The 20,464-nt window shown below is 74.4% G+C and carries 19 protein-coding genes and 1 tRNA gene; 12 read left to right on the top strand and 8 right to left on the bottom strand.

The window, feature by feature from the left end; all coding sequences use genetic code 11:
- The first annotated feature begins 99 nt into the window (after positions 1 to 99).
- Positions 100 to 1,539: an NADP-dependent phosphogluconate dehydrogenase gene (gene gndA, locus ACFVXN_RS07485; RefSeq protein WP_389229658.1), complete on the top strand. Its 1,440-nt coding sequence runs from the start codon at positions 100 to 102 to the stop codon at positions 1,537 to 1,539.
- Entirely contained in the window at positions 1,536 to 2,801 is a 1,266-nt protein-coding gene (locus ACFVXN_RS07480) for a hypothetical protein (protein WP_389229655.1), read from the top strand. Before gndA ends, ACFVXN_RS07480 begins: the two co-directional genes overlap by 4 nt.
- A 70-nt stretch (positions 2,802 to 2,871) precedes the next feature.
- Here ACFVXN_RS07480 and ACFVXN_RS07475 read toward each other — a convergent pair whose 3' ends face one another.
- Together ACFVXN_RS07475 and ACFVXN_RS07470 are read right to left on the bottom strand one after the other, a co-directional pair.
- Complete coding sequence (locus tag ACFVXN_RS07475; RefSeq protein WP_389229652.1) at positions 2,872 to 3,357, bottom strand: hypothetical protein; 486 nt, start codon at positions 3,355 to 3,357, stop codon at positions 2,872 to 2,874.
- A gap of 30 nt (positions 3,358 to 3,387) precedes the next feature.
- Complete coding sequence (locus ACFVXN_RS07470) at positions 3,388 to 4,194, bottom strand: dihydrofolate reductase family protein (protein WP_389229649.1); 807 nt, start codon at positions 4,192 to 4,194, stop codon at positions 3,388 to 3,390.
- 68 nt (positions 4,195 to 4,262) lie between these two features.
- On the opposite strand from ACFVXN_RS07470, the gene zapE reads away from it, so the two are divergent.
- Positions 4,263 to 5,330, top strand: a complete 1,068-nt coding sequence (gene zapE / locus ACFVXN_RS07465) for a cell division protein ZapE (RefSeq protein ID WP_389229646.1) — start codon at positions 4,263 to 4,265, stop codon at positions 5,328 to 5,330.
- Positions 5,331 to 5,608: 278 nt separating this feature from the next.
- On the opposite strand, the gene treZ is transcribed toward zapE, so the two are convergent.
- From treZ to glgX, 3 genes are read right to left on the bottom strand one after another with little or no spacing between them, the layout of a single operon-like run.
- Positions 5,609 to 7,546: a malto-oligosyltrehalose trehalohydrolase gene (gene treZ / locus ACFVXN_RS07460; protein WP_389229643.1), complete on the bottom strand. Its 1,938-nt coding sequence runs from the start codon at positions 7,544 to 7,546 to the stop codon at positions 5,609 to 5,611.
- Positions 7,543 to 10,074 carry a malto-oligosyltrehalose synthase gene (gene treY / locus ACFVXN_RS07455; protein WP_389229640.1) on the bottom strand — a complete coding sequence of 844 codons (2,532 nt, stop codon included), beginning with the start codon at positions 10,072 to 10,074 and terminating at the stop codon, positions 7,543 to 7,545. The genes treZ and treY overlap by 4 nt, the downstream gene beginning before the upstream one ends.
- Positions 10,071 to 12,332 (bottom strand): glycogen debranching protein GlgX, encoded by a 2,262-nt coding sequence (gene glgX / locus ACFVXN_RS07450; protein ID WP_389229637.1) that lies wholly within the window; start codon positions 12,330 to 12,332, stop codon positions 10,071 to 10,073. Before glgX ends, treY begins: the two co-directional genes overlap by 4 nt.
- A gap of 288 nt (positions 12,333 to 12,620) precedes the next feature.
- On the opposite strand from glgX, the gene ACFVXN_RS07445 reads away from it, so the two are divergent.
- Positions 12,621 to 12,830, top strand: a complete 210-nt coding sequence (locus ACFVXN_RS07445; RefSeq protein ID WP_389229634.1) for a hypothetical protein — start codon at positions 12,621 to 12,623, stop codon at positions 12,828 to 12,830.
- A 22-nt stretch (positions 12,831 to 12,852) separates the two neighbouring features.
- On the opposite strand, the gene ACFVXN_RS07440 is transcribed toward ACFVXN_RS07445, so the two are convergent.
- Entirely contained in the window at positions 12,853 to 13,452 is a 600-nt protein-coding gene (locus tag ACFVXN_RS07440; RefSeq protein ID WP_389229632.1) for an isochorismatase family protein, read from the bottom strand.
- 49 nt (positions 13,453 to 13,501) lie between these two features.
- Positions 13,502 to 14,305 (bottom strand): putative protein N(5)-glutamine methyltransferase, encoded by an 804-nt coding sequence (locus tag ACFVXN_RS07435; protein ID WP_389229630.1) that lies wholly within the window; start codon positions 14,303 to 14,305, stop codon positions 13,502 to 13,504.
- Between the two features lie 179 nt (positions 14,306 to 14,484).
- Here ACFVXN_RS07435 and ACFVXN_RS07430 point away from each other — a divergent pair, with 179 nt between their 5' ends.
- The 3 genes from ACFVXN_RS07430 to ACFVXN_RS07420 all read left to right on the top strand — a co-directional run bounded on the left by ACFVXN_RS07430 (position 14,485) and on the right by ACFVXN_RS07420 (position 16,159).
- Complete coding sequence (locus ACFVXN_RS07430; protein WP_389229627.1) at positions 14,485 to 15,495, top strand: methyl-accepting chemotaxis protein; 1,011 nt, start codon at positions 14,485 to 14,487, stop codon at positions 15,493 to 15,495.
- A gap of 43 nt (positions 15,496 to 15,538) precedes the next feature.
- A tRNA-Leu gene (locus tag ACFVXN_RS07425) sits at positions 15,539 to 15,611 on the top strand.
- 65 nt (positions 15,612 to 15,676) lie between these two features.
- The gene (locus ACFVXN_RS07420; protein WP_389229624.1) at positions 15,677 to 16,159 is read left to right on the top strand and encodes a DUF4262 domain-containing protein; all 483 of its coding nucleotides are present in this window, start codon (positions 15,677 to 15,679) and stop codon (positions 16,157 to 16,159) included.
- A gap of 9 nt (positions 16,160 to 16,168) precedes the next feature.
- Here the strand turns inward: ACFVXN_RS07420 and ACFVXN_RS07415 are convergent, their stop codons facing one another.
- Positions 16,169 to 16,690 (bottom strand): hypothetical protein, encoded by a 522-nt coding sequence (locus ACFVXN_RS07415; RefSeq protein WP_389229620.1) that lies wholly within the window; start codon positions 16,688 to 16,690, stop codon positions 16,169 to 16,171.
- 162 nt (positions 16,691 to 16,852) lie between these two features.
- Here ACFVXN_RS07415 and ACFVXN_RS07410 point away from each other — a divergent pair, with 162 nt between their 5' ends.
- The 5 genes from ACFVXN_RS07410 (at position 16,853) to ACFVXN_RS07390 (ending at position 20,431) form a co-directional block, all read left to right on the top strand.
- A complete protein-coding gene (locus ACFVXN_RS07410; protein WP_389229617.1) occupies positions 16,853 to 17,557 on the top strand; it encodes an ANTAR domain-containing response regulator in 705 nt (234 codons plus the stop codon).
- A 273-nt stretch (positions 17,558 to 17,830) separates the two neighbouring features.
- Complete coding sequence (locus ACFVXN_RS07405) at positions 17,831 to 19,096, top strand: ABC transporter substrate-binding protein (protein WP_389229614.1); 1,266 nt, start codon at positions 17,831 to 17,833, stop codon at positions 19,094 to 19,096.
- 116 nt (positions 19,097 to 19,212) lie between these two features.
- Positions 19,213 to 19,593, top strand: a complete 381-nt coding sequence (locus tag ACFVXN_RS07400) for a VOC family protein (RefSeq protein ID WP_389229611.1) — start codon at positions 19,213 to 19,215, stop codon at positions 19,591 to 19,593.
- A complete protein-coding gene (locus ACFVXN_RS07395; protein ID WP_389229608.1) occupies positions 19,593 to 19,973 on the top strand; it encodes a DUF2277 domain-containing protein in 381 nt (126 codons plus the stop codon). Before ACFVXN_RS07400 ends, ACFVXN_RS07395 begins: the two co-directional genes overlap by 1 nt.
- Positions 19,970 to 20,431, top strand: coding sequence for a VOC family protein (locus ACFVXN_RS07390; RefSeq protein WP_389229605.1), 462 nt, complete (start codon positions 19,970 to 19,972; stop codon positions 20,429 to 20,431). Before ACFVXN_RS07395 ends, ACFVXN_RS07390 begins: the two co-directional genes overlap by 4 nt.
- Positions 20,432 to 20,464: the final 33 nt, after the last annotated feature.

Here is a 20,464-nt window from a genome sequence, read left to right as displayed (position 1 = left end):
TAGGGGCGGGCGCCCGGTGGGTGGGCGAGCCACGCCGGGCGTCGGCGGGCGGCACTACGCTGGAGGTCCTTGGCACCGCCTCGTAAGGAGCACCTGCGCATGTCTGCACCTGCCGCACAGATCGGCGTGACCGGCCTCGCCGTGATGGGTCGCAACCTCGCCCGCAACCTGGCCCGGCACGGCTACACGGTGGCGGTGCACAACCGCTCGTACGCGAAGACCGCCTCGCTGGTCGCGGACCACGGCGACGAGGGCACGTTCGTCCCGTCGGAGTCCGTCGAGGACTTCGTCGCGTCGCTGGAGCGGCCCCGCAAGGTGATCGTCATGGTCAAGGCCGGCGGCCCGACCGACGCGGTCATCGACGAGCTGGTGCCCCTGCTGGACGAGGGCGACATCGTCATCGACGCGGGCAACGCGCACTTCCCCGACACCCGCCGCCGTGAGGCCGCGCTCAAGGCGAAGGGCCTCCACTTCGTCGGCACCGGCGTGTCCGGGGGCGAGGAGGGCGCGCTGAACGGCCCGTCGATCATGCCCGGCGGCTCGCGCGAGTCGTACGAGGTCCTCGGCCCGATCCTCGAGGACATCTCGGCGAAGGTCGACGGCACGCCGTGCTGCACCTACGTCGGCCCCGACGGCGCCGGCCACTTCGTCAAGATGGTGCACAACGGCATCGAGTACGCCGACATGCAGCTGATCGCGGAGGCGTACGACCTGCTCAAGCAGGGCCTGGGTGCCTCTGCCGCGGAGATCGCGGACATCTTCCGCACGTGGAACGAGGGCGACCTGGAGTCGTTCCTCATCGAGATCACCGCCGAGGTGCTCTCGCAGGTCGACGCCGAGACGGGGTCGGCGTTCGTCGACGTCGTCCTGGACCAGGCGGAGCAGAAGGGCACCGGCCGCTGGACGGTGCAGAACGGCCTGGACCTGGGCGTGCCGATCACCGGCATCGCCGAGGCGACGTTCGCCCGCGCGCTGTCCGGGTCGGTCCCGCAGCGCACCGCGGCGCTCGGCACGCTGCCGGCGCACGCCCAGGCGTTCGACGTGACGGACCGCGACGCGTTCATCGAGGACGTCCGGCTCGCGCTGTACGCCTCGAAGGTCGTGGCGTACTCGCAGGGCTTCGACCAGATCGCCGCGGCCTCGGCCGAGAACGACTGGGCGATCGACCGCGGTGCGATGGCCCGGATCTGGCGCGGTGGCTGCATCATCCGCGCCCGGTTCCTCAACCGGATCACCGAGGCGTACGAGCGCGACGCGGACCTCCCGCTGCTGCTCGCGGACGAGTACTTCACCGGGGCCGTCGGCAACGGCGTGCAGGCGTGGCGCCGCGTGGTGTCGCAGGCCGCCCTGGCCGGCGTGCCGACGCCCGCGTTCTCCTCGTCGCTCGCGTACTACGACGGCGTGCGGGCCGATCGCCTGCCGGCGTCGCTGATCCAGGCGCAGCGCGACTTCTTCGGCGCGCACACCTACCGCCGCACCGACCGCGAGGGCACGTTCCACACGGACTGGTCCGGCGACCGCGCCGAGCACACCGCGTGAGCGCCGCCGCACCGGTGGCGCCGGGGGTCGCGGGCCTGCAGCCCGTGATCCTGGGCGCCGACATCGGCGTGTACGCGCTCGCCCGGGCGTTCCACGAGGAGTACGGGGTCCGCTCGGTCGTCGTGAGCGGGGCTGCCCTCGGGCCGGTCGCGCACTCGCGCATCCTCGACAACGTCCTGGTCGCCGACGGCCACGACCCGCGCCAGCTCGTCGACGCCCTCCTGCGGGTCGCCGCCGAGCACGCCGGGGCGCGCCTCGTGCTGCTCGCGAACTCGGACTGGCTGGTGCGCGTGGTCGTGCAGCACCGGGCCGAGCTCGAGCCGCACTACGTGGTGCCGTTCCTCGGCGAGGAGCTGATGGACCGCCTCTCCGACAAGGCGACGTTCGCGGAGGTCGCCACGGAGCTCGGCATCGCGGTGCCGCGCACGATCGTGCAGGACTTCGCCCTCGCCGACGACCCCGCCTGGGCGCCGGTGCCGGTCGACGTCGGCTACCCGCTGATCGCGAAGGCCGCGAGCAGCGCCGACTACCAGGACGTCGAGTTCGCGGGGAAGAAGAAGGTCTTCGAGATCCGCACGCCCGACGAGCTCACCGCGCTGTGGGCGTCCCTGCGCGGCGCCGGGTTCCGGGGCCGGTTCGTCGTCCAGGAGCTGGTCCCCGGTGACGACACGCAGATGCGGTCCATCACCGCGTACGTCGACTCGGCGGGCGTCATCACGCTGCTGTGCTCCGCGCACGTGCTGCTCGAGGAGCACACGCCGTCCGGCCTGGGCAACCCGGCCGCGATGGTCGTGACCCGCGAGGACGACATGCTGGAGCAGGCGCGCACGTTCCTGCGCGGCGTCGGCTACGTGGGGTTCGCGAACTTCGACGTGAAGGTCGACCCGCGCGACGGGTCGTTCCGGTTCTTCGAGGTCAACCCGCGCATCGGCCGGAACAACTACTACGTGACCGCGGCCGGGGCGAACGTCGCCCGGTTCCTCGTCGAGGACCGGGTGCTCGACCACCGGCTCGAGCCCGTGGTGGTCGACACGGAGGTGCTGTACTCGATCCTCCCGCACCGGCTGCTGCTCGGGTACGTGCTCGACCCCGCGCTCGCCGCCCGGGTCCGCGGGCTGATCCGGGACCGGAAGGTCGCGCACCCGCTGCGGTACGCGAAGGACGCCGGTCCGCGGCGCCTCTGGTACGCGCTCGCCGCGTCGGTCAACCAGGTGCGCAAGTTCCGGCGGTACTACCCGAAGGTCACCGGCACCGGGTTCTGACCCGCGACGCCGGACGCACGACGGCCGCCGTCCCCGCACGGGGGAGGGCGGCCGTCGTGGGGCCGGAGCCTCAGCCGAGCTCGCTGGTGCCCGAGTACAGGTGCAGGACCGGCACGTGCAGCTCCTCGCGGGCGCGGGACGCCCAGTCCCGGTGGAACGTGTCCTCGAGCGCGTGCGGGTACGTCACGACGACGACCTCGCGCGCGCCCTCGGACGCGACGGCGGACCGGAGCGCCGGCAGCGGGTCGTCGTCGACGACCACGCCGCTGGCGGTCGCGCCGGCCTCGGCGAACGCGGCGAGGCTCTCGGCGAGCTGCTCGGCGGCATCCGCGGCGGCCTCGGTCGGCTCGGGCTCGCGACCCAGGACGGTGTCGAGCGCGTCGCGCAGCTCGCCCATGCTCAGCTGGTCCACCAGCGACACGAGCACGTTGCGCTCGGTGTCCGCGGGGACGAGGACGCGGTACGCGAGCGTCTCGCCCTCGTGCAGCGAGAGGATGTGCGAGACGTCCGCCGAGGCGAGGGTGTCCTCCGTGAGGACCAGGATGGTGTCGGTCACGGGTCCGACACTATCGGGCGTCGGCGCTGCTCACCCGTCCGCCTCGCCCGTCCCCCCGGCGAGGTGCCACCGGCCCAGCAGCATCCCGTCGTGGTGCAGCAGGTGCGCGGCGGTGGCCCGCCGCGGGTGGATCCACTCGGCGCCCTGCACGGCCCGCAGCCCGGGGCCGGCCACGAGCAACGGGCTGGTCGTCAGGCACAGCTCGTCGACCAGGTCGGCGCGCACCAGGTCGGTGAGCAGGCGCGGCCCGCCCTCGGCGAGCACCCGGGTCAGGCCCCGCGCGGCGAGCGCGTCGAGCGCGGCGGGCAGGTCGACGGCGTCCGAGCCCGCGACCAGCACCCGGTCGGCTCCGAGCTCCGCGCGCAGCTCGTCCAGGCGCGGGCACGCCTGCGTCGTGACGACGTACGGCGGGCGGTCCGTGCCCAGCAGTCCCGGCGGGACGGCACCGGACGCCGTGACGAGCGCGAGCTCCAGGTCGGGCGCCTGACCCCGGGCGGCCCGGGCGGCGCGGAGGTCCGCGGGCACCGCCAGCGGCGTGTAGCCCTCCGCCCGGGCCGTCCCGGCACCGACGAGGACGACGTCCGCGACGGCCCGCATCACCCGGAACACCCGCCAGTCCGCGGGGCCGTTGATGCTGCGCGACCGGCCGTCCGGGCCCTGGGCGGCGCCGTCGAGCGTCGCGATCATGTTCCCGCGGACCGACGTCGTGCGACCGGGCCGCCGCGTGGGGTGCGCGTACAGCGCGTGCAGGGCGGGCTCGCCGGGCTCCGGGGCCAGGGCGCTCCCCGCGCGGTCGAGGGGCAGCAGGACGTCCAGGGGCGGGAGCTCGCGGGCCATGCCGGTCAGCCTAGGCGCGGCGTGGTCGGTCCTGCGCCGGGCGCCCGCGCGGCATAGGCTCAGCGGCCGTGACCCCGAGCACCACGCCGACGACGGCGAGCCTGACCGAGCGACGCCCCGAGGTGGCGCCCGACCGGCTGCTGGCCGAGCGCGTCCCCCCGCGCCACTTCGCCCACGAGTCGTTCGACACCTACCGGCCCGACACCCGGTACCCGAGCCAGCAGGCCGCGGTCGACCGGCTGCGCGAGGTCGCCGCGACGCTCACGGGCGGATCCCGGCCCGGTGGTGGGGGCGGCGGGGGACTGCGGTGGTTCCGGCGCAAGCCGCCCGCCGCGGTGCCCGCGGTGTACCTCGACGGCGGGTTCGGCGTCGGCAAGACCCACCTGCTCGCGTCGCTGGCGACCGCGGTCGGGCCCGAGGCGTCGTCGTACGGGACGTTCGTGGAGTACACCAACCTCGTCGGCGCCCTCGGGTTCCGACCGACCGTCGACGCCCTCGCCACGCGGCGCCTCGTCTGCATCGACGAGTTCGAGCTCGACGACCCCGGCGACACCGTGCTGATGTCCCGGCTGCTGCGCGAGCTCACCGACCGCGGCGTGGCGCTGGCCGCGACGTCGAACACCCTCCCGGAGTCGCTCGGCGAGGGTCGGTTCGCGGCGGACGACTTCCTGCGGGAGATCCAGGACCTGTCCGGGCGGTTCGAGGTGCTGCGGATCGACGGTCAGGACTACCGGCAGCGGTCCACGGTGACCGACGCGCCGGGGCTCGACGACGCCGCGGTGCGCGCGGCCGTGGACGGGGTGGCCGGCGCGACGCTCGACGACTTCGGGGCGCTGTGCGCGCACCTGGCCACGGTGCACCCGTCCCGGTACGGGGCGCTGCTCGACGGCGTGGACCTCGTCGGGCTCACCGGTGTCGGACCGCTGCGCGACCAGGACGTGGCGCTGCGGCTGGTCGTCCTGGTCGACCGGCTCTACGACCGCGACGTGCCGGTGCTGCTCGGCGGTGCGGGGGAGTCCGTGCTGTTCTCCGAGCAGATGCTCGGCGGCGGGTACCGCAAGAAGTACTTCCGGGCGCTGTCCCGGCTCGGCGCGCTCGCCGAGCGCGGCCGCGCGGAGGTCACCCCCGCCCCCTGACCCTCGCACCTTGACCCCCCGCACCGAGCGCGCCCGGCCCGCCGCGCGCTGAGCGCGGGGTCGGCCGGTCACCCCTGAGGCTCGCCGAGACAGGACCGTCGCGCCGAGATCGGGCCGTGCACCGACCTGTCTCGCCGCGGATGTCCTATCTCGGCGCGCGCCCGGCGCGCACGCCTGCGCCCGCGCCTGTGCGCACGCCGAGACAGGGCTCACACGTCGAGATGGGCCGTGCACCGACCTGTCTCGACGCGGGCGCCCTGTCTCGGCGTGCGCGGGGGTCAGGTCAGGATGGTGACCGAGCGGGGCGGGACGACCACGCGGGTGTCGGTGTCCGGCACCACGTCGTCCCGCGGGGCGGCGTCGGTGCCTGCCGCGTCGGGGCCTGCGCCCTCGTGCCCTGCGCCCGCGTGCCCTGCGCTCTCGTACCCCGGGTCGCCGGGGCGGACGACCCGGGCGTGCGTCCACGCCGCCCGCACGGTGAGGTCGCGGTCCGTGCGCAGCGGCACTGTCCGCTCGGCGTCCGCGAGGTTGACCACGACGCGGGCGTCACCGCGGTGCAGCACCAGCCAGTCCGCCCACGGGCCGTCCGCGGGCACCTCGACCGGCGCCCAGGTGAGGTCGGTGACCCGCCGGTCCCCGGACGCGAGGTCGGGGACGTCGCGTCGCAGCGAGATCAGCGTCCGGTACCAGTCGAGCATCCGGGCGTGGCCGGGGAGGTCGGGCTCGGCCCAGTCGAGGCGGCTGGCCTCGAAGGTCGCGGGGTCCTGCGGGTCGGGCACCTCGAACGCCTCGTCGCTCTCCCCGTACATCGACGCCCAGCCGTGGCCGCCGAACTCCCGGGAGCGGCCCTCGCGGACGGCCTGGGCGAGGTCGGGCTCGGGGTGGTCGGTCACGTACATCCAGGGGGTGCGCGCGGCCCACTCCTCGCCCATGAACAGCATCGGCGTGTACGGGGACAGCAGCACGAGCGCGGCGGTCGCGGCGAGGGCACCGTCGTCGAGCACCGCGGTGGGCCGGTCGCCGCGGGCGCGGTTGCCGACCTGGTCGTGGTCGGAGCCGAACACGACGAACCGGTGCCCGTCGACCTCGGGCGGCACGGGCCGGCCCCAGTGCTCCCCCCGGAACGTCGAGAAGGAGCCGTCGTGCACGAACACCCCGGTCATCGCCTGCCGCAGCGTGGCGGGCGACCCGAAGTCGACGTAGTACCCGTGCCGCTCCCCGGTGAGGAGGGCGTGCAGGGCGTGGTGGACGTCGTCGGCCCACTGCCCGGTCATGCCCCACCCGCCGTCGGCGGTCGGCGTGACGCTGACCGGGTCGTTGAGGTCGACCTCGGCGATCAGGGACAGCGGCCGCCCGAGCTCGGTGGCCAGGGCGGCGACCTCGTCGGACAGCTGCGCGAGCACGTGCCGGGGCGAGTCGTCGACGAGGGCGTGCACCGCGTCGAGGCGCAGGGCGTCCACGTGGAAGTCGCGCAGCCACCGCAGCGCGCTGTCGAGGACCCAGCGGCGGACCTCGTGCGAGCCGTCGTCGTCGAGGTTGACGGCCGCACCCCACGGGGTGTGGTGGGCGTCGGTGAAGTAGGGCCCGAACTCGCCCAGGTAGTTCCCGGACGGCCCGAGGTGGTTGTGCACGACGTCGAGGCAGACGGCGAGCCCGGCGCCGTGCGCGGCGTCGACGAACCGCTGGAGCGCCGCGGGGCCGCCGTAGGGCTCGTGGACGCCGTAGAGGCCGACGCCGTCGTACCCCCAGCCGTGCACGCCGCTGAACGGCGCGATCGGCAGCAGCTCGACGACCTGGACGCCGAGCGCGGCGAGGTGGTCGAGCCGCTCGGCGGCGGCGTCGAGGGTGCCGTCGGGCGTGAAGGTGCCGACGTGCAGCTCGTACACGACCGAGCCCCGCACGTCCCGGCCGAGCCAGCCCGCGTCGGACCAGGCGTGCCGCGTGGCGTCGAACACCCGGCTGGGGCCGTGCACGCCGTCGGGCTGCCACGCGCTGCGCGGGTCGGGCCGGGGGTCGCCCCCGTCGAGCACGAACGCGTAGTCGGTGCCGTGCGGCAGGTCCCGGTCGACCGTCCACCAGCCGTCGCCCGCGGCACGCAGGGGCAGGTCGGCCTCCCCGGCGTCGTCGGTCGCGGGCAGGTGCAGGGCGACCGTGCGCGCGTGCGGTGCCCAGACGTCCCCGGGCCGGCGGGCGGCGCCGGGTCCGGCGGCGGTCACGCGTCGCTCCGGCGGACGAGGAGCGCGACGGGCAGCCGGTCGAGCAGCTCGGCCAGCGGGCGGACGCCGCCGTCGACGCGGCGGTCGCCGAGGACGTCGTGCCACTCGCCCTCGGGGAGGGCGACGGTGTGGTCGCCCCACCCGCCGAGCCGGTCGACCATCGCGGCGAGCCGGGTGGCGACGACCACGACGCGGGGCTCGCCGTCGGCGGTCCGGGCGTAGGTGAGGACGTGGCCGGAGGAGTGCGGCAGCGGCACGAACCCGGCGCCGGGGCCGACGAACGCCTCGGGGACGTCCCGGCGCAGGCGAAGGGCGCGGGAGGTGACGAGCAGCTTCTCGTCCGCGAGGTCCCGCGGGCCGGCGCCCTCGTCGAGGCGGGCGAGCCGGGCGGCGAGCGCCTCGGTGTCGACGGGCCGGCGGTTGTCCGGGTCGACGAGCGCGACCGCGGGCACCTCGGTGCCCTGGTAGACGTCGGCGACGCCCGGCAGGGTCAGCTGCACGAGCTTCTGCCCGAGGGTCGCGCCGCGCACGGCGGCCCGGGTGCGGTGCTCCCAGGCCTCGAGCAGCTCGGCGACGCGCGGGTCGGCGAGCACCTGCGTGGCGGCGTCGAGCACGGCCCGCTCGTAGGCGTCGTCCGGCGCGGTCCACGACGTGTGGTCCTTCGCCTCGCGGACGGCCTTGGTCAGGTACTCCGTGAGGCGGTCGGTGGCGATCGGGCCGTCCGCGGTCCAGGTGCCGGCGAGGGTCTGCCAGAGCAGGTTCTCCGTGCGGCCGTCCAGCAGGGTGCTGCGGTACGCGGCGGACGCGGCGCGCAGCCCGGCGACGAGCTCCGTCCACTCCACGGGGAGCTCCGACAGCACGCCCAGGCGGGCGCGCACGTCCTCGCTGCGCTTGGTGTCGTGCGTGGAGAGCGTGGTCATGCCGAGGGGGGTCTGGAGCTGGGCACGCGACGCCCAGGCCAGCAGCTCGGTGGGGGACAGGGCGAACCGCTCGGGCTCGCCGCCGACCTCCGTGAGCGCGACGAGGTGCGTCCAGCGGTAGAACGCGGTGTCCTCGACGCCCTTGGCCATGACGGCGCCGCAGGTCTGCTGGAACCGGACGACGAGCTCGTCGCGCCGGGCGTCCCGGGTGCGGCCGGCGCTGCCGACCTCCCGCCCGAGGAGCAGGTCGACGACGACGTCCATGGTGGCGGCGCGCTCGGGTGCGAGGCGCTCGCGGGCGATCCGCGCGGCCTGCTCGAGCGCCTCGGTGTCGGTCGGGTGCGGCGTTGCACCGGGGACGACGTACGCCCGGTACCGGTCGAACGCGACCAGCAGCTCGACGAGGCAGTCGTGCAGGGACCGCCAGGTGTGGTCGCGCAGGCGCAGGTCGTCGCGGCAGACCTCGGCGGCGAGCTCGGTGAGCCGGTGCACCTCCGCGTAGAGCGCACGGTCCACGACCTGGCGCTTGGCGGTGTCGACGAGCTCGGGCAGCGTGTCCACGGACTCGCCGGTGAGCCGGTGCATGAGCGCGCCGAGCCTGGCTGCACCGCCCGGGTCGACGAACGCCTGCTGGATCCGCCAGAGCGCCTCGTACCCGGTGGTGCCGGCGGTGTCCCAGTCGGCGGGGAGCTCCTCGTCGCCCTGCAGGATCTTCTCGACCACGACCCACGCGCCGCCGGAGCGGTCGCGGAGCCGGTCGAGGTAGCCGCCGGGGTCGGCGAGCCCGTCCGGGTGGTCGATCCGCAGGCCGTCGAGCACGCCCTCGTCGAGGAGCCGCAGGACGAGGTCGTGCGTCGCGTCGAACACGGCCGGGTCCTCGACGCGGATCGCGGCGAGGGTGCCCACGTCGAAGAACCGGCGGTAGTTGAGCTCCTCGTCCGCGACCCGCCAGTACGCCAGCCGGTAGTGCTGGCGCTCCAGCAGCTCGGCGAGCGGCAGCTGCTCGGTCCCGGGCCGCACGGGGAACGCGTGGTCGTGGTACCGCAGCAAGGCGACGGGCTGGTCGCCCTGGCCGGGGACGACCTCGTGCTCGAGGTGCAGCTGGCCCGAGGCGAGCACCGCCCCGATCCGGTCGCCGAGCACGGGCATGAGCACGTCGCCCTGCCCCGCGGACCAGTCGACGTCGAACCAGCTGGCGTAGGGGGAGTCCGGGCCCTCGGCGAGCACGGACCACAGGGCCTTGTTGTGCCACGCCGGGGTGGGCACGGCCATGTGGTTCGGCACGATGTCGAGCACCAGGCCGAGGCCGGCGGCGTGCGCGCGGTCGGCGAGGCGCCGCAGGGCGGGCTCGCCACCGAGCACCGGCGAGATCTCGTCGTGGTCGACCACGTCGTACCCGTGCGTGGAGCCGGGCGCGGCGGTCAGCACGGGGGACAGGTACACGTGCGTGACGCCGAGGTCGGCGAGGTACGGCACCCGCTCCGCGACGTCGTCGAGGGTCAGGTCGGCGCCGAGCTGCACCCGGTAGGTGGACGTCGGGACGGGCCGGCCGGGCGCCGGGAGCCGCCGCGTGGGGGTGCGGGCCTCGCCGCCGCGGTCGACGCTCACGCGCCGGATCCCGTGCTGCCGGACGCCGTGGCGTCGGGGCGCGGCGGCGCGACCTTGAGGTGCGAGGGCACGTCGGTGGACGCGGTGGACGGCGCGCCGGTCGCGAGCGACGTGGTCGCCGGGGCCTGCGTCACCGGGTCGATCGCCTGCACCGGCGGCCGGGTCAGCACGACCGTGGACCGGTGCTCGATGCTCAGCTCGGCCCGCGCGGCGAGCTCGTCGCCGACCTCGAGCTGGTGGTCGGTGTCGAGCGCGACGGTCCACGTCGCGCCGTACTCCTCGTCGGGCAGCACGAACGTGACGGCCTCGGGCTGGGCGTTGAACAGGATGAGGAACGAGTCGTCGACGATCTCCTCGCCGCGCAGGTCGGGCTCGGCGATCGCGTCGCCGTTGAGGAAGACCATGACGGCGCGGGCGAACTCCTCCTGCCACTGCGCGTCGGACATGTGCTGCCCGGCCGGGGTGAGCCACGCGATGTCGCGCAGGTCGGACTCGCCGCCGCGCTCGGGTGCGCCGGCGAAGAACCGGCGCCGACGGAACACGGGGTGGTCGCGGCGCAGGTGCACGACGCGCCGGGCGAAGTCGAGCAGCGACGTGCGCGGCTCGTCCAGGTCCCAGTCCACCCACGACAGCTTGTCGTCCTGGCAGTACACGTTGTTGTTGCCCTGCTGGGTGCGACCGAGCTCGTCGCCGTGGGCGATCATCGGGACGCCCTGGGACAGCAGCAGCGTGGTGAGGAAGTTGCGCTGCTGCCGACCGCGCAGGTCGTTGATCGCCGGGTCGTCGGTCGGGCCCTCGGCGCCGGAGTTCCAGGACCGGTTGTGGCTCTCGCCGTCGCGGTTGTCCTCGCCGTTGGCCTCGTTGTGCTTCTCGTTGTACGACACGAGGTCCGCGAGCGTGAACCCGTCGTGCGCGGTCACGAAGTTGACGCTGGCGATCGGGCGCCGGCCCGAGTGCTCGTAGAGGTCCGAGGACCCGGACAGCCGGCTCGCGAACTCCGCGAGCGTCGACGGCTCGCCGCGCCAGAAGTCGCGGACGGTGTCCCGGTACTGCCCGTTCCACTCCGACCACAGGGGCGGGAACCCGCCGACCTGGTAGCCCCCGTCGCCGAGGTCCCACGGCTCCGCGATGAGCTTGACCTGGGAGATGATCGGGTCCTGCTGGACGATGTCGAAGAACGCCGACAGCCGGTCCACCTCGTGGAACTGGCGCGCGAGGGTCGCGGCGAGGTCGAACCGGAAGCCGTCGACGTGCATGTCCTGCACCCAGTAGCGCAGCGAGTCCATGATCATCTGCAGCACGTGCGGCGAGCGCATGAGCAGCGAGTTGCCGGTACCGGTCGTGTCGAAGTAGTGCGCCTGGTCCTCGTCCACGAGCCGGTAGTACGACGCGTTGTCGATGCCGCGGAACGACAGCGTCGGGCCCATGTGGTTGCCCTCGGCGGTGTGGTTGTAGACGACGTCGAGGATGACCTCGATGTCGGCGGCGTGCAGGGCCTTGACCATCGCCTTGAACTCCTGCACCTGCTGGCCGGTGCTGCCGAACGCGGCGTAGGCGTTGTGCGGCGCGAAGAAGCCGATGGTGTTGTAGCCCCAGTAGTTCGACAGCCCCTTCTCCTGCAAGGAGGGGTCGTTGACGAACTGGTGCACGGGCATGAGCTCGACCGCCGTCACGCCGAGGTTCGACAGGTGCTCGATCACCGCGGGGTGCGCCAGGGCCGAGTAGGTCCCGCGCATCTCCTCCGGGACGGCCGGGTGCAGCCGGGTCAGGCCGCGCACGTGCGCCTCGTAGATCACCGAGTCGTGGTACTCGTGCTGCGGCGGGCGGTCGTGGCCCCAGTCGAAGTACGGGTTCACGACCACGGACGTCATCGTGTGCGCCGCGGAGTCGTCGGTGTTGCGCTCGTCCTCGGCGCCGAACCGGTACGAGTACAGCGACGGGTCGCCGTCGACCTGCCCGTCGATCGCCTTCGCGTACGGGTCGAGCAGCAGCTTGGACGGGTCGCACCGGTGCCCCTGCTCGGGGTCGTACGGGCCGTGCACCCGGTAGCCGTACCGCTGGCCCGGCTGCAGCGCCGGGAGGTAGCCGTGCCAGACGAACGCGTCGACCTCGGGCAGGTCGACGCGGGTCTCGTTGCCCGCCTCGTCGAACAGGCAGAGCTCGACGCGCTCGGCCACGCCGGAGAACAGCGCGAAGTTCGTGCCGCTCCCGTCGTACGTCGCGCCGAGCGGGTAGGGGCGTCCGGGCCAGATCCTCATGCGGGGCAGTCCTTCGGGGTGTCGCGAGCACGGGGGGTGCGTGAGCACGGGGTGCGTGAGCAGGGGGTGCTCCTGGGCACAGAGTGCCAGGGGTCACCCACACTCCGCAGGACGAACGCCGCCCCCGGGTGACGGCGGGCGGGGGTGGCGCGGCGCTCGCGGTCCCTGTGCCGGCGCCCGTCCTGCGGTCCGGGGGGTCGCGGACGCCTCGCGTTCACCCGTCCCAGGCCCCTCGTTCACTCCGACGGACTATCGCATATCGGGCAAATCGGACGCATAGTTCGGGGTATGGCCGATGAGGACGACGCGCACGTGGTGATCACCAACGCCGACATCGCGGCCGCCAAGCGCGACTGGCAGCTCGCCCGGAGCCGCGGGGACGCCCCGGACCGCGTCGACGCCGCGCTCGACCTCTACCGCCGGCTCATCTCCGCGCAGGCCCAGCAGATCGCCGACACCTACCGCCGGACCGGGGCGCTGCGCTCCGACCAGGGCTGACCGGACGCGGCCGACCCGCCGGTCAGCGAGCCGCGTCGGACGTGGTCAGCACCACGCCGCGACCGGCGAGCCGGGTCAGCGCGTCGATGGTCGTCCGCACGCCCACCCCGGCGGTGAGGTCGGTGAGCACCCGGACCCCGAACCCGGCGTCCAGCGCGTCGAGCGCGGTCGCGGTGACGCAGTGGTCCGTGGCCAGCCCGACGACGTCCACCTCGGCCACCCCGGCTCCGCGCAGCGCGTCGGCGAGCGCGCCCGCGCCGCCGGTCACGACGACACCCTCGAACCCGGAGTAGTCCTGCCGGCCCTGCCCCTTGCGCACGTGCAGGGTGCGCGCGGGCAGCCGAAGCGCGGGGTGGTACGCGGCGCCGTCGGTGTCCCGCACGCAGTGCTCGGGCCACGTCGCGACGTAGTCGGGGTCGGCGCCCACCGCGAAGTGGCCGGCGTTGCTGTCCGGCAGCGGCTCGTGCCAGTCGGCGGTCGCGACGACCACGTCGTACCCGTCGCCGGCGCCGTCGAGGTACGCGGACACGTGCTCGGCCACCGCGGAGCCGCCCGCGACGGCGAGCGCCCCGCCCTCGCAGAAGTCGTTCTGCACGTCCACCACGACCAGTGCCCGGACCACCGCGACCTCCCGACCCGGACCCGCACCGTGCGGGACCGACCCGCCCACTCTACGAACCGGCGCGCCGGGCCACGACGACGGTGCCGTCGCGCTCGTCGTCGTGCACCACGTGGGCCGTGAGCCCGTGCGCCGCGCAGGCCGCGACGGTGGCGGGGGCCTGCCGCCCGCTCGTCTCGATGAGCAGGTGACCGCCGGGGGCCAGCCAGCGCGGGGCCGCGGCGGCGACGCGCCGGTGCAGGTCGACGCCGTCCGCGCCGCCGTCCAGCGCCACGTGCGGCTCGTGCTCCCGCGCCTCGACGGGCATGTGCGCGATCTCGGCGGTCGGCACGTACGGGGCGTTGGCGACGAGGACGTCCACCCGGCCGAGCAGCCGGGTCGGCAGCGGCGCGTCGAGGTCGCCGAGCAGCACCTCGCCGCGGCCGGGCAGGAACGCCGCGACGTTGCGGGCCGCGCACGTGGTGGCCGCGGGGTCGACGTCGGCGGCCCACAGCCGTGCGTCCGGCCGTGCCACCGCGACCGCGACGCCGACCGCCCCGCTGCCGCAGCACAGGTCGACGACCGTCGCGCCGTCCGGCAGCACCCTCAGCGCCTGCTCCACGAGCGTCCCCGTCCGGGCGCGCGGCACGAAGACCCCGGGCGCGACGGCGATCCGCAGCCCCTCGAAGAGCGCCCACCCGACGACCTGCTCCAGCGGCTCTCCGGCGACCCGCCGCACGGTCATCGCCTCGAGCGCCGCCTCGTCGACGGCCTCGGCGACCAGCAGCGCCGCCTCGTCCTCGGCGAACACGCACCCGGCGGCCCGCAGCCGCCCCACGAGCCGCTCGACCCCGACGATCCCCAGCCCGCTCACCACGCCGCGCACTCTACGACCCGCCACCCCCGCAGAGGTCGCCTCGACGCGAGGGCGCACGCCCTCGGTGTTGGTGCCGGTGTGGGTGCCGGGGCCGGTGGCCCGGCACCGCTCAGCTCCGCCAGCGGGTGGTCGATGGGGGCGGGTGCAGGGGAAACCGCTACCCCGCAGGGAGGTCCGCCGTGCCGGAACGGGTCGTGCGTCTGGCCGAGGAGGTCGGCCGCGTCACCGACGAGAAGCTGCAGGGCATCGAGCAGGTCGCGCGCAGCACGAAGATGCTCGCGCTGAACGCCCTGATCGAGTCCGCGCGCGTCGGGGACGCCGGTGCGGGGTTCGCCGTCGTCGCCCGGGAGGTCGGGGAGGTCGCCGACCGCGCCCGCACGCTCTCGGAGGAGCTGTCCGGTGAGCTCCGCCCGCGCCTGGACGAGCTGGTCGAGCTCGGGCACCAGCTCGTGGGCCGGGTCCGCGGCCAGCGGCTGGCCGACCTCGCGCTGAACGTGATCGAGCTGATGGACCGCAACCTCTACGAGCGGTCCTGCGACGTGCGGTGGTGGGCCACCGACGGCGCCCTCGTGGACGCCCTGACGACGCGGGACCCCGCGGCGGCCCGGCACGCGGGCGACCGGCTCGCGACGATCCTGCGCAGCTACACCGTCTACCTGGACCTGTGGCTCGCCGACGCGGACGGCCGGGTCGTGGCCCGCGCCGGGTCGGACCGCGGTGGCGTGGTCGGCAGCGACGTGCGCGACCAGGAGTGGTTCCGCGCGGCGATGGCGACCCGGGACGGCGACGCGTACGCCGCGCTCGACGTGGCGCGGGTCCCCGAGCTCGGGGGCCTCGCGGCGACGTACGCCACGGCGGTGCGCGCGGGCGGCGCCACGACCGGGGCGCCGGTGGGCGCGCTCGGGGTCTTCTTCGACTGGGAGCGGCAGTCCCGGGCGATCGTGGACGGCGTCCGGCTCGCGCCGGGGGAGCGGGACCGTACGCGGGTGCTGCTCCTCGACCGGACGGGCCTGGTGCTCGCCGCGTCCGACGGCGTCGGCGTGCTCACCGAGCGGGTGCCGCTGCGCACGGCGGACGGCGCCAGCGGGTCCTACGTCGACGGCGGCGTGACCGTCGGGTTCGCCGCGACGCCCGGGTACGAGACGTACGAGGGGCTGGGTTGGTACGGGGCGCTGGTCCAGCACGGGTGAGGGTGCGGCGACCAGCACGTCCGCGCCGGTAGCCTGGTCGCGCGCCCCGGTAGCCCAACGGCAGAGGCAATCGGCTCAAACCCGATCCAGTGTGGGTTCGAATCCCACCCGGGGCACGTGCGTGCCGCGCGGACGGTGGCGCTGCCCGACCGGTGTGGGTGGTCGACGGCATGGTGGCCGCATGGACGACGACACCTTCATCCGCGCCCACCTCGCCCGCACCGAGCAGATCATCGAGGAGCGCGGCTGGGCCCAGCAGCACGTCCTCGGCGGCGGGGGCGAACCCGCGTCCACGTACACCGTGGGGCTGCACCGGGCGGGGCTGCCCGAGCTGATCGTGTTCGGCCCGCCCGACGACGTCGCGGCCCCGATGCTCGACTCCGTGGCCCGGCAGCTGCGGCAGGGGCGTGCCTACGTGGACGGCGACGTGGTCGACGGCCGCAAGGGCGACCAGCCGGTCCGCGTCATGGAGGTCCTGGACTCGCGGACGCACCTGCTGCACGCGAACGCGCTGTCGCCGTCGCCGCTGCCGGTCCCGGCGCTGCAGCTGATCTACCCGGACCGGGACGGCCGGTGGCCCTGGCAGCCCGGGTCGCGGATCGCGAGCGTCCCGCTGCTCGGCATCGTGCCCGACCTGGGTCCCGCTTCTCCCGGCCGGCGGTAGCCGGACGGGTCAGGCGACCGCGTCGTCCACCACGGGGAGCTCGTCCCACCACCCGCCCACGGTGACGAGCAGCTCGTTCGCCCCCTCGGGCTTCGTCACCACGGCGACCCGGGCGGGCCGCCCGGTCTGCACCTGCAGGTACAGGTCCTCGCGCACGCTCCCGTCGGGCATGACGACGGGGCCCAGGTGGTCCTGGTCCACGATCCCGCCCGAGTGCCGGCCGCGGGGCCAGGGGAGGGTCCGCTCGGTGTCCTCGGCGGAGAGCCGCACGCCGTACCGGGCCTCCACCCGCGCCCACGTCGCGTCGTAGTCGTAGTGCTCCCGCCACGCGTCCAGGCGCGGCGGGAGGACCACGCCACCGGCGACGACCACGGCGACGAGCACGACCCCGCTGACCACCCCCTGCCGCCAGGACGAGCGCATGAACGCCCCGATCAGGAGCAGCAGGGCGAACACCCCGACGACGAGGAGTCCGACCACCACCGGGGTCAGCCAGGCGAAGGTCTGGACGGCGGCGACACCTGGCTGCATGGTTCCTCCGCGCGCCGCGCCGGGACCCTGCCGGCCCGGACCGGGAACACCCGGCGCGGGGCGACCGTACCGGACCTGAATCACGACCGACCGGTCAGCGTGCCGAGGTTCACAGGTGGACGAGCAGCCGCAACGGCGCTCGTGGTCCTAGAATCACTCCTCGTGAGCACCCAGGACGAGACGCCGAGCACGCCGTCGAGCAGCGAGCCGCAGGCCGGCGACGCCACCCTCGACCTCGACATCCCTCAGGCCCGCGCGGCCGAGGAGACCCCGGAGGTCGCCGCGAAGCCGGCGCGCCGCGCGGTCGTCGCCGAGGACGAGGCGCTGATCCGGATGGACGTCGTCGAGACGCTCCGCGAGGCGGGCTTCGACGTCGTGGGCGAGGCCGGCGACGGCGAGCAGGCGGTGGCCCTGGCCACCGAGCTCAAGCCGGACGTCGTCGTCATGGACGTGAAGATGCCGGTGCTCGACGGCATCTCCGCGGCGGAGCGCATCGCCAAGGCGCACCTCGCCCCGGTCGTGCTGCTCACCGCGTTCTCGCAGACCGAGCTCGTCGAGCGGGCGCGCGACGCCGGCGCGATGGCGTACGTCGTGAAGCCGTTCAGCCCGTCCGACCTGCTGCCGGCGGTGGAGATCGCGATCTCCCGCTACGCGCAGATCACGGCGCTCGAGTCCGAGGTCGCGGACCTCGCCGAGCGGTTCGAGACCCGCAAGCGCGTGGACCGGGCCAAGGGCCTGCTCATGACGAAGATGGGCCTGACGGAGCCGGAGTCGTTCCGCTGGATCCAGAAGACGTCGATGGACCGTCGCCTGACGATGCGCGAGGTCGCCGACGCCGTGATCGACCAGGTCGGCAGCGCGTCCTGACCCCAGCAGCACCCCCGACCGGCCACGAGGCCCGGTCCGCCCGCCCGGGTGGACCGGGCCTCGTGCCGTCTCACGGCGGGCGCGCGACCGTTGCGGGTCCGCGCGTCATCGGCGATAGTCACGATCCGGCAACAAGTGTGTTCTGAGACACAAACGACACATGCTGGACACACAGGACGCATACGGTCTCGGCCAATCGCCGGTGGTCGCGTACGACCCCGGCATCCGGCCGGGGCTCCCGGCCGGCAGTACTCATCGACAGGGGTACCACGCATGATTCGTACGAAGCAGGCCGTCCAGGCGGCCGCCCTCGCGGGTGCCGTCGCGCTCGTCCTCACCGCGTGCTCCAGCGGGGACGACGCGTCGGGAGGCGACGAGACCTCCGGTGGTGGCGACAGCGCCAGCCCGCTGATCATCGGCACGCTGCTCCCGCAGACGGGCACGCTGGCCTACCTCGGCCCGCCCGAGATCGCCGGTGTGGACCTCGCGGTCGAGGAGATCAACGAGGCCGGCGGCGTGCTCGGCTCGGACGTGCAGGTCGTGCACGCGGACTCATCCGACGCCGACCACGCCGAGGTCGCCACCCAGTCGGTGACCGACCTGCTGTCGCAGGACGTCCAGGTGATCGTCGGCGCCGCGTCGTCCTCGGTGACGCTCAACGTCATCGACGACATCACCGGCGCCGAGGTCGTGCAGATCTCCCCGGCGAACACGGCGACGTCGCTGTCCGGCTACTCGGACTTCTACTTCCGCACCGCCCCGCCGGACACGGTCCAGGGTGCGGCGCTCGGCAACCTCATCACGGGTGACGGGCACGCCAACATCGGCATCCTCGTGTTCAACGACGACTACGGCACCTCGCTGCGCGACGTCGTCAAGAGCACGGTCGAGGAGGCCGGCGCCACGGTCGTCTACGGCAACGAGGGCGAGGAGTTCGACCCCGCCGCGTCGTCGTTCGCCACGGACGTCACGGCCCTCCAGGCGACCAGCCCCGACGCGGTCGTGGTGCTGGCGTTCGAGCAGACCAAGCAGATCATCCCCGAGCTCGTCGCGGCGGGCGTCGACCCGTCGACCATCTACATGGTCGACGGCAACACGGCCGACTACTCCGAGGACTTCCAGCCCGGCACGCTGGAGAACGCCCAGGGCACCATCCCGGGCGCGTTCCCCAGCGACGAGTTCCAGGCCCGCCTCAAGGAGGTCAACGACTCGCTGACCGACTACGCGTACGGACCCGAGTCGTACGACGCGACGATCCTCGCCGCCCTCGCGGCGGTCAAGGGTGGCGCGACCGACGGCCCGACGATCCAGGCCAACATGGCGGCGGTCTCGGGCGCGGACGGCGGCGAGGAGTGCACCACGTTCGCCGACTGCGTCGAGCTGCTCGACGCCGGTGAGGACATCCAGTACGTCGGGCAGGCCGGCATCGGCCCGTTCAACGAGGACAACGACCCGTCGTCGGCGTTCATCGGTGTCTACAAGTACGGGGCCGACAACAAGAACGTCTGGGTCAAGGCCGTGGAGGGCGAGGTCGGCTGACCTCGACCCACCGGTCACCCGAGGGACCCCGAGGGCCCGGGACGCGCACCGCGTCCCGGGCCCTCGGGCGTCCGCGCCCCTTCCGGGGTGTCGGACCCGGGGCGTAGCGTCCCGGCATGGACTACCGACTGGAGCTCGTGCAGGTGCCCGTCTCCGACGTGGACCGGGCCAAGGACTTCTACACCCGACGGGCGGGCTTCGTGCTCGACCACGACCAGGAGGTCGGCGGGGGCCTCCGCTTCGTGCAGCTCACGCCGCCCGGGTCGGGCGCGTCGATCGCGATCGGGACCGGGCTGACGACGATGCCGCCCGGTTCGGTCGAGGGGCTGCAGCTCGTCGTCGCGGACATCGAGGCGGCGCACGCCGACCTCACGGGCCGGGGGCTCGACGTCGGCGAGGTGCAGGACTTCCCCTGGGGGCGGTTCCTGTTCTTCGCCGACCCGGACGGGAACCGGTGGGCGGTCCAGCAGCTGGTGCCGAGCGGGGGGACGGACTGATGTGCCGGAACATCACGACGCTGCGGGGCCTCGAGCCCGCGGCCACGGAGGACGAGATCGAGGCGGCAGCGCGCCAGTTCGTGCGCAAGGTCAGCGGCGTGCAGCAGCTCAGCGCGACGACCGAGGAGCCCGTCGAGCGCGCGGTCGCGGAGGTCGCGGCGATCGTCACGCGCCTGCTCGCCGAGCTGCCCGAGCGGCGTCGACCGCCGGCGACGGTCCCGCCGCTGCGCCGCCCCGAGGTGCGGGCGCGGCTCGGTCTCGACGCCGCCGACGGCCCGGGTCACGACCACGAGCACCCCCACGAGCACGACCACCCGCACGAGCACGTCCACGACCACCCGCACGAGCACGTCGCGGCGTCGGCCCGGGGTGCGCGATGAGCCGCGAGGTGCAGGTGACGTTCGACGCCCACGACCCCAGGACCCTGTCGACGTTCTGGCGCGACGTCCTGGGCTACGTGCACCCGGCCCCGCCCGGGGTCGAGCTGCCCGCGGGAGCGGACCCGCTCGCCGCCTGGGACGACTTCCTCGAGCGCGTCGGCGTCCCCGAGGACCAGCGGAACAGCAGCTCCGCGGTCGAGGACCCGGACGGCGACGGTCCCCGGCTGTTCTTCCAGCAGGTCCCGGAGGGCAAGTCCGCGAAGAACCGGGTGCACCTCGACGTGCGGGCCGCTCCCGGCCTCCAGGGCGCCGACCGGATGGCCGCGCTCGAGGCCGAGTGCGACCGCCTGGTGGCGCTGGGCGCGACCCGCCTGCAGCGCCACGAGCCGGCGCCGCCGATGACCAGCGGCCACATCGTCATGGCCGACCCGGAGGGCAACGAGTTCTGCCTCGACTGACCCGCGAAGCCGGGCACCGGACGCGCCCCGGAG

Source organism: Cellulomonas sp. NPDC058312, from assembly GCF_042880135.1.
GTDB lineage: Bacteria > Actinomycetota > Actinomycetes > Actinomycetales > Cellulomonadaceae > Cellulomonas.
The sequence above is the reverse complement of the archived record's forward strand: the minus strand, read 5'-3'. Positions and strand labels throughout refer to the sequence as shown.

Bases quoted from the DNA above. Each gene is read 5' to 3' on its own strand.
- gndA (WP_389229658.1), top strand. From the start codon at position 100: ATGTCTGCACCTGCCGCACAGATCGGCGTGACCGGCCTCGCCGTGATG.
- ACFVXN_RS07470 (WP_389229649.1), bottom strand. From the start codon at position 4,194: ATGGCCCGCGAGCTCCCGCCCCTGGACGTCCTGCTGCCCCTCGACCGC.
- glgX (WP_389229637.1), bottom strand. From the start codon at position 12,332: ATGAGGATCTGGCCCGGACGCCCCTACCCGCTCGGCGCGACGTACGAC.
- ACFVXN_RS07445 (WP_389229634.1), top strand. From the start codon at position 12,621: ATGGCCGATGAGGACGACGCGCACGTGGTGATCACCAACGCCGACATC.
- ACFVXN_RS07420 (WP_389229624.1), top strand. From the start codon at position 15,677: ATGGACGACGACACCTTCATCCGCGCCCACCTCGCCCGCACCGAGCAG.
- ACFVXN_RS07415 (WP_389229620.1), bottom strand. From the start codon at position 16,690: ATGCAGCCAGGTGTCGCCGCCGTCCAGACCTTCGCCTGGCTGACCCCG.
- ACFVXN_RS07405 (WP_389229614.1), top strand. From the start codon at position 17,831: ATGATTCGTACGAAGCAGGCCGTCCAGGCGGCCGCCCTCGCGGGTGCC.
- ACFVXN_RS07400 (WP_389229611.1), top strand. From the start codon at position 19,213: ATGGACTACCGACTGGAGCTCGTGCAGGTGCCCGTCTCCGACGTGGAC.
- ACFVXN_RS07395 (WP_389229608.1), top strand. From the start codon at position 19,593: ATGTGCCGGAACATCACGACGCTGCGGGGCCTCGAGCCCGCGGCCACG.
- ACFVXN_RS07390 (WP_389229605.1), top strand. From the start codon at position 19,970: ATGAGCCGCGAGGTGCAGGTGACGTTCGACGCCCACGACCCCAGGACC.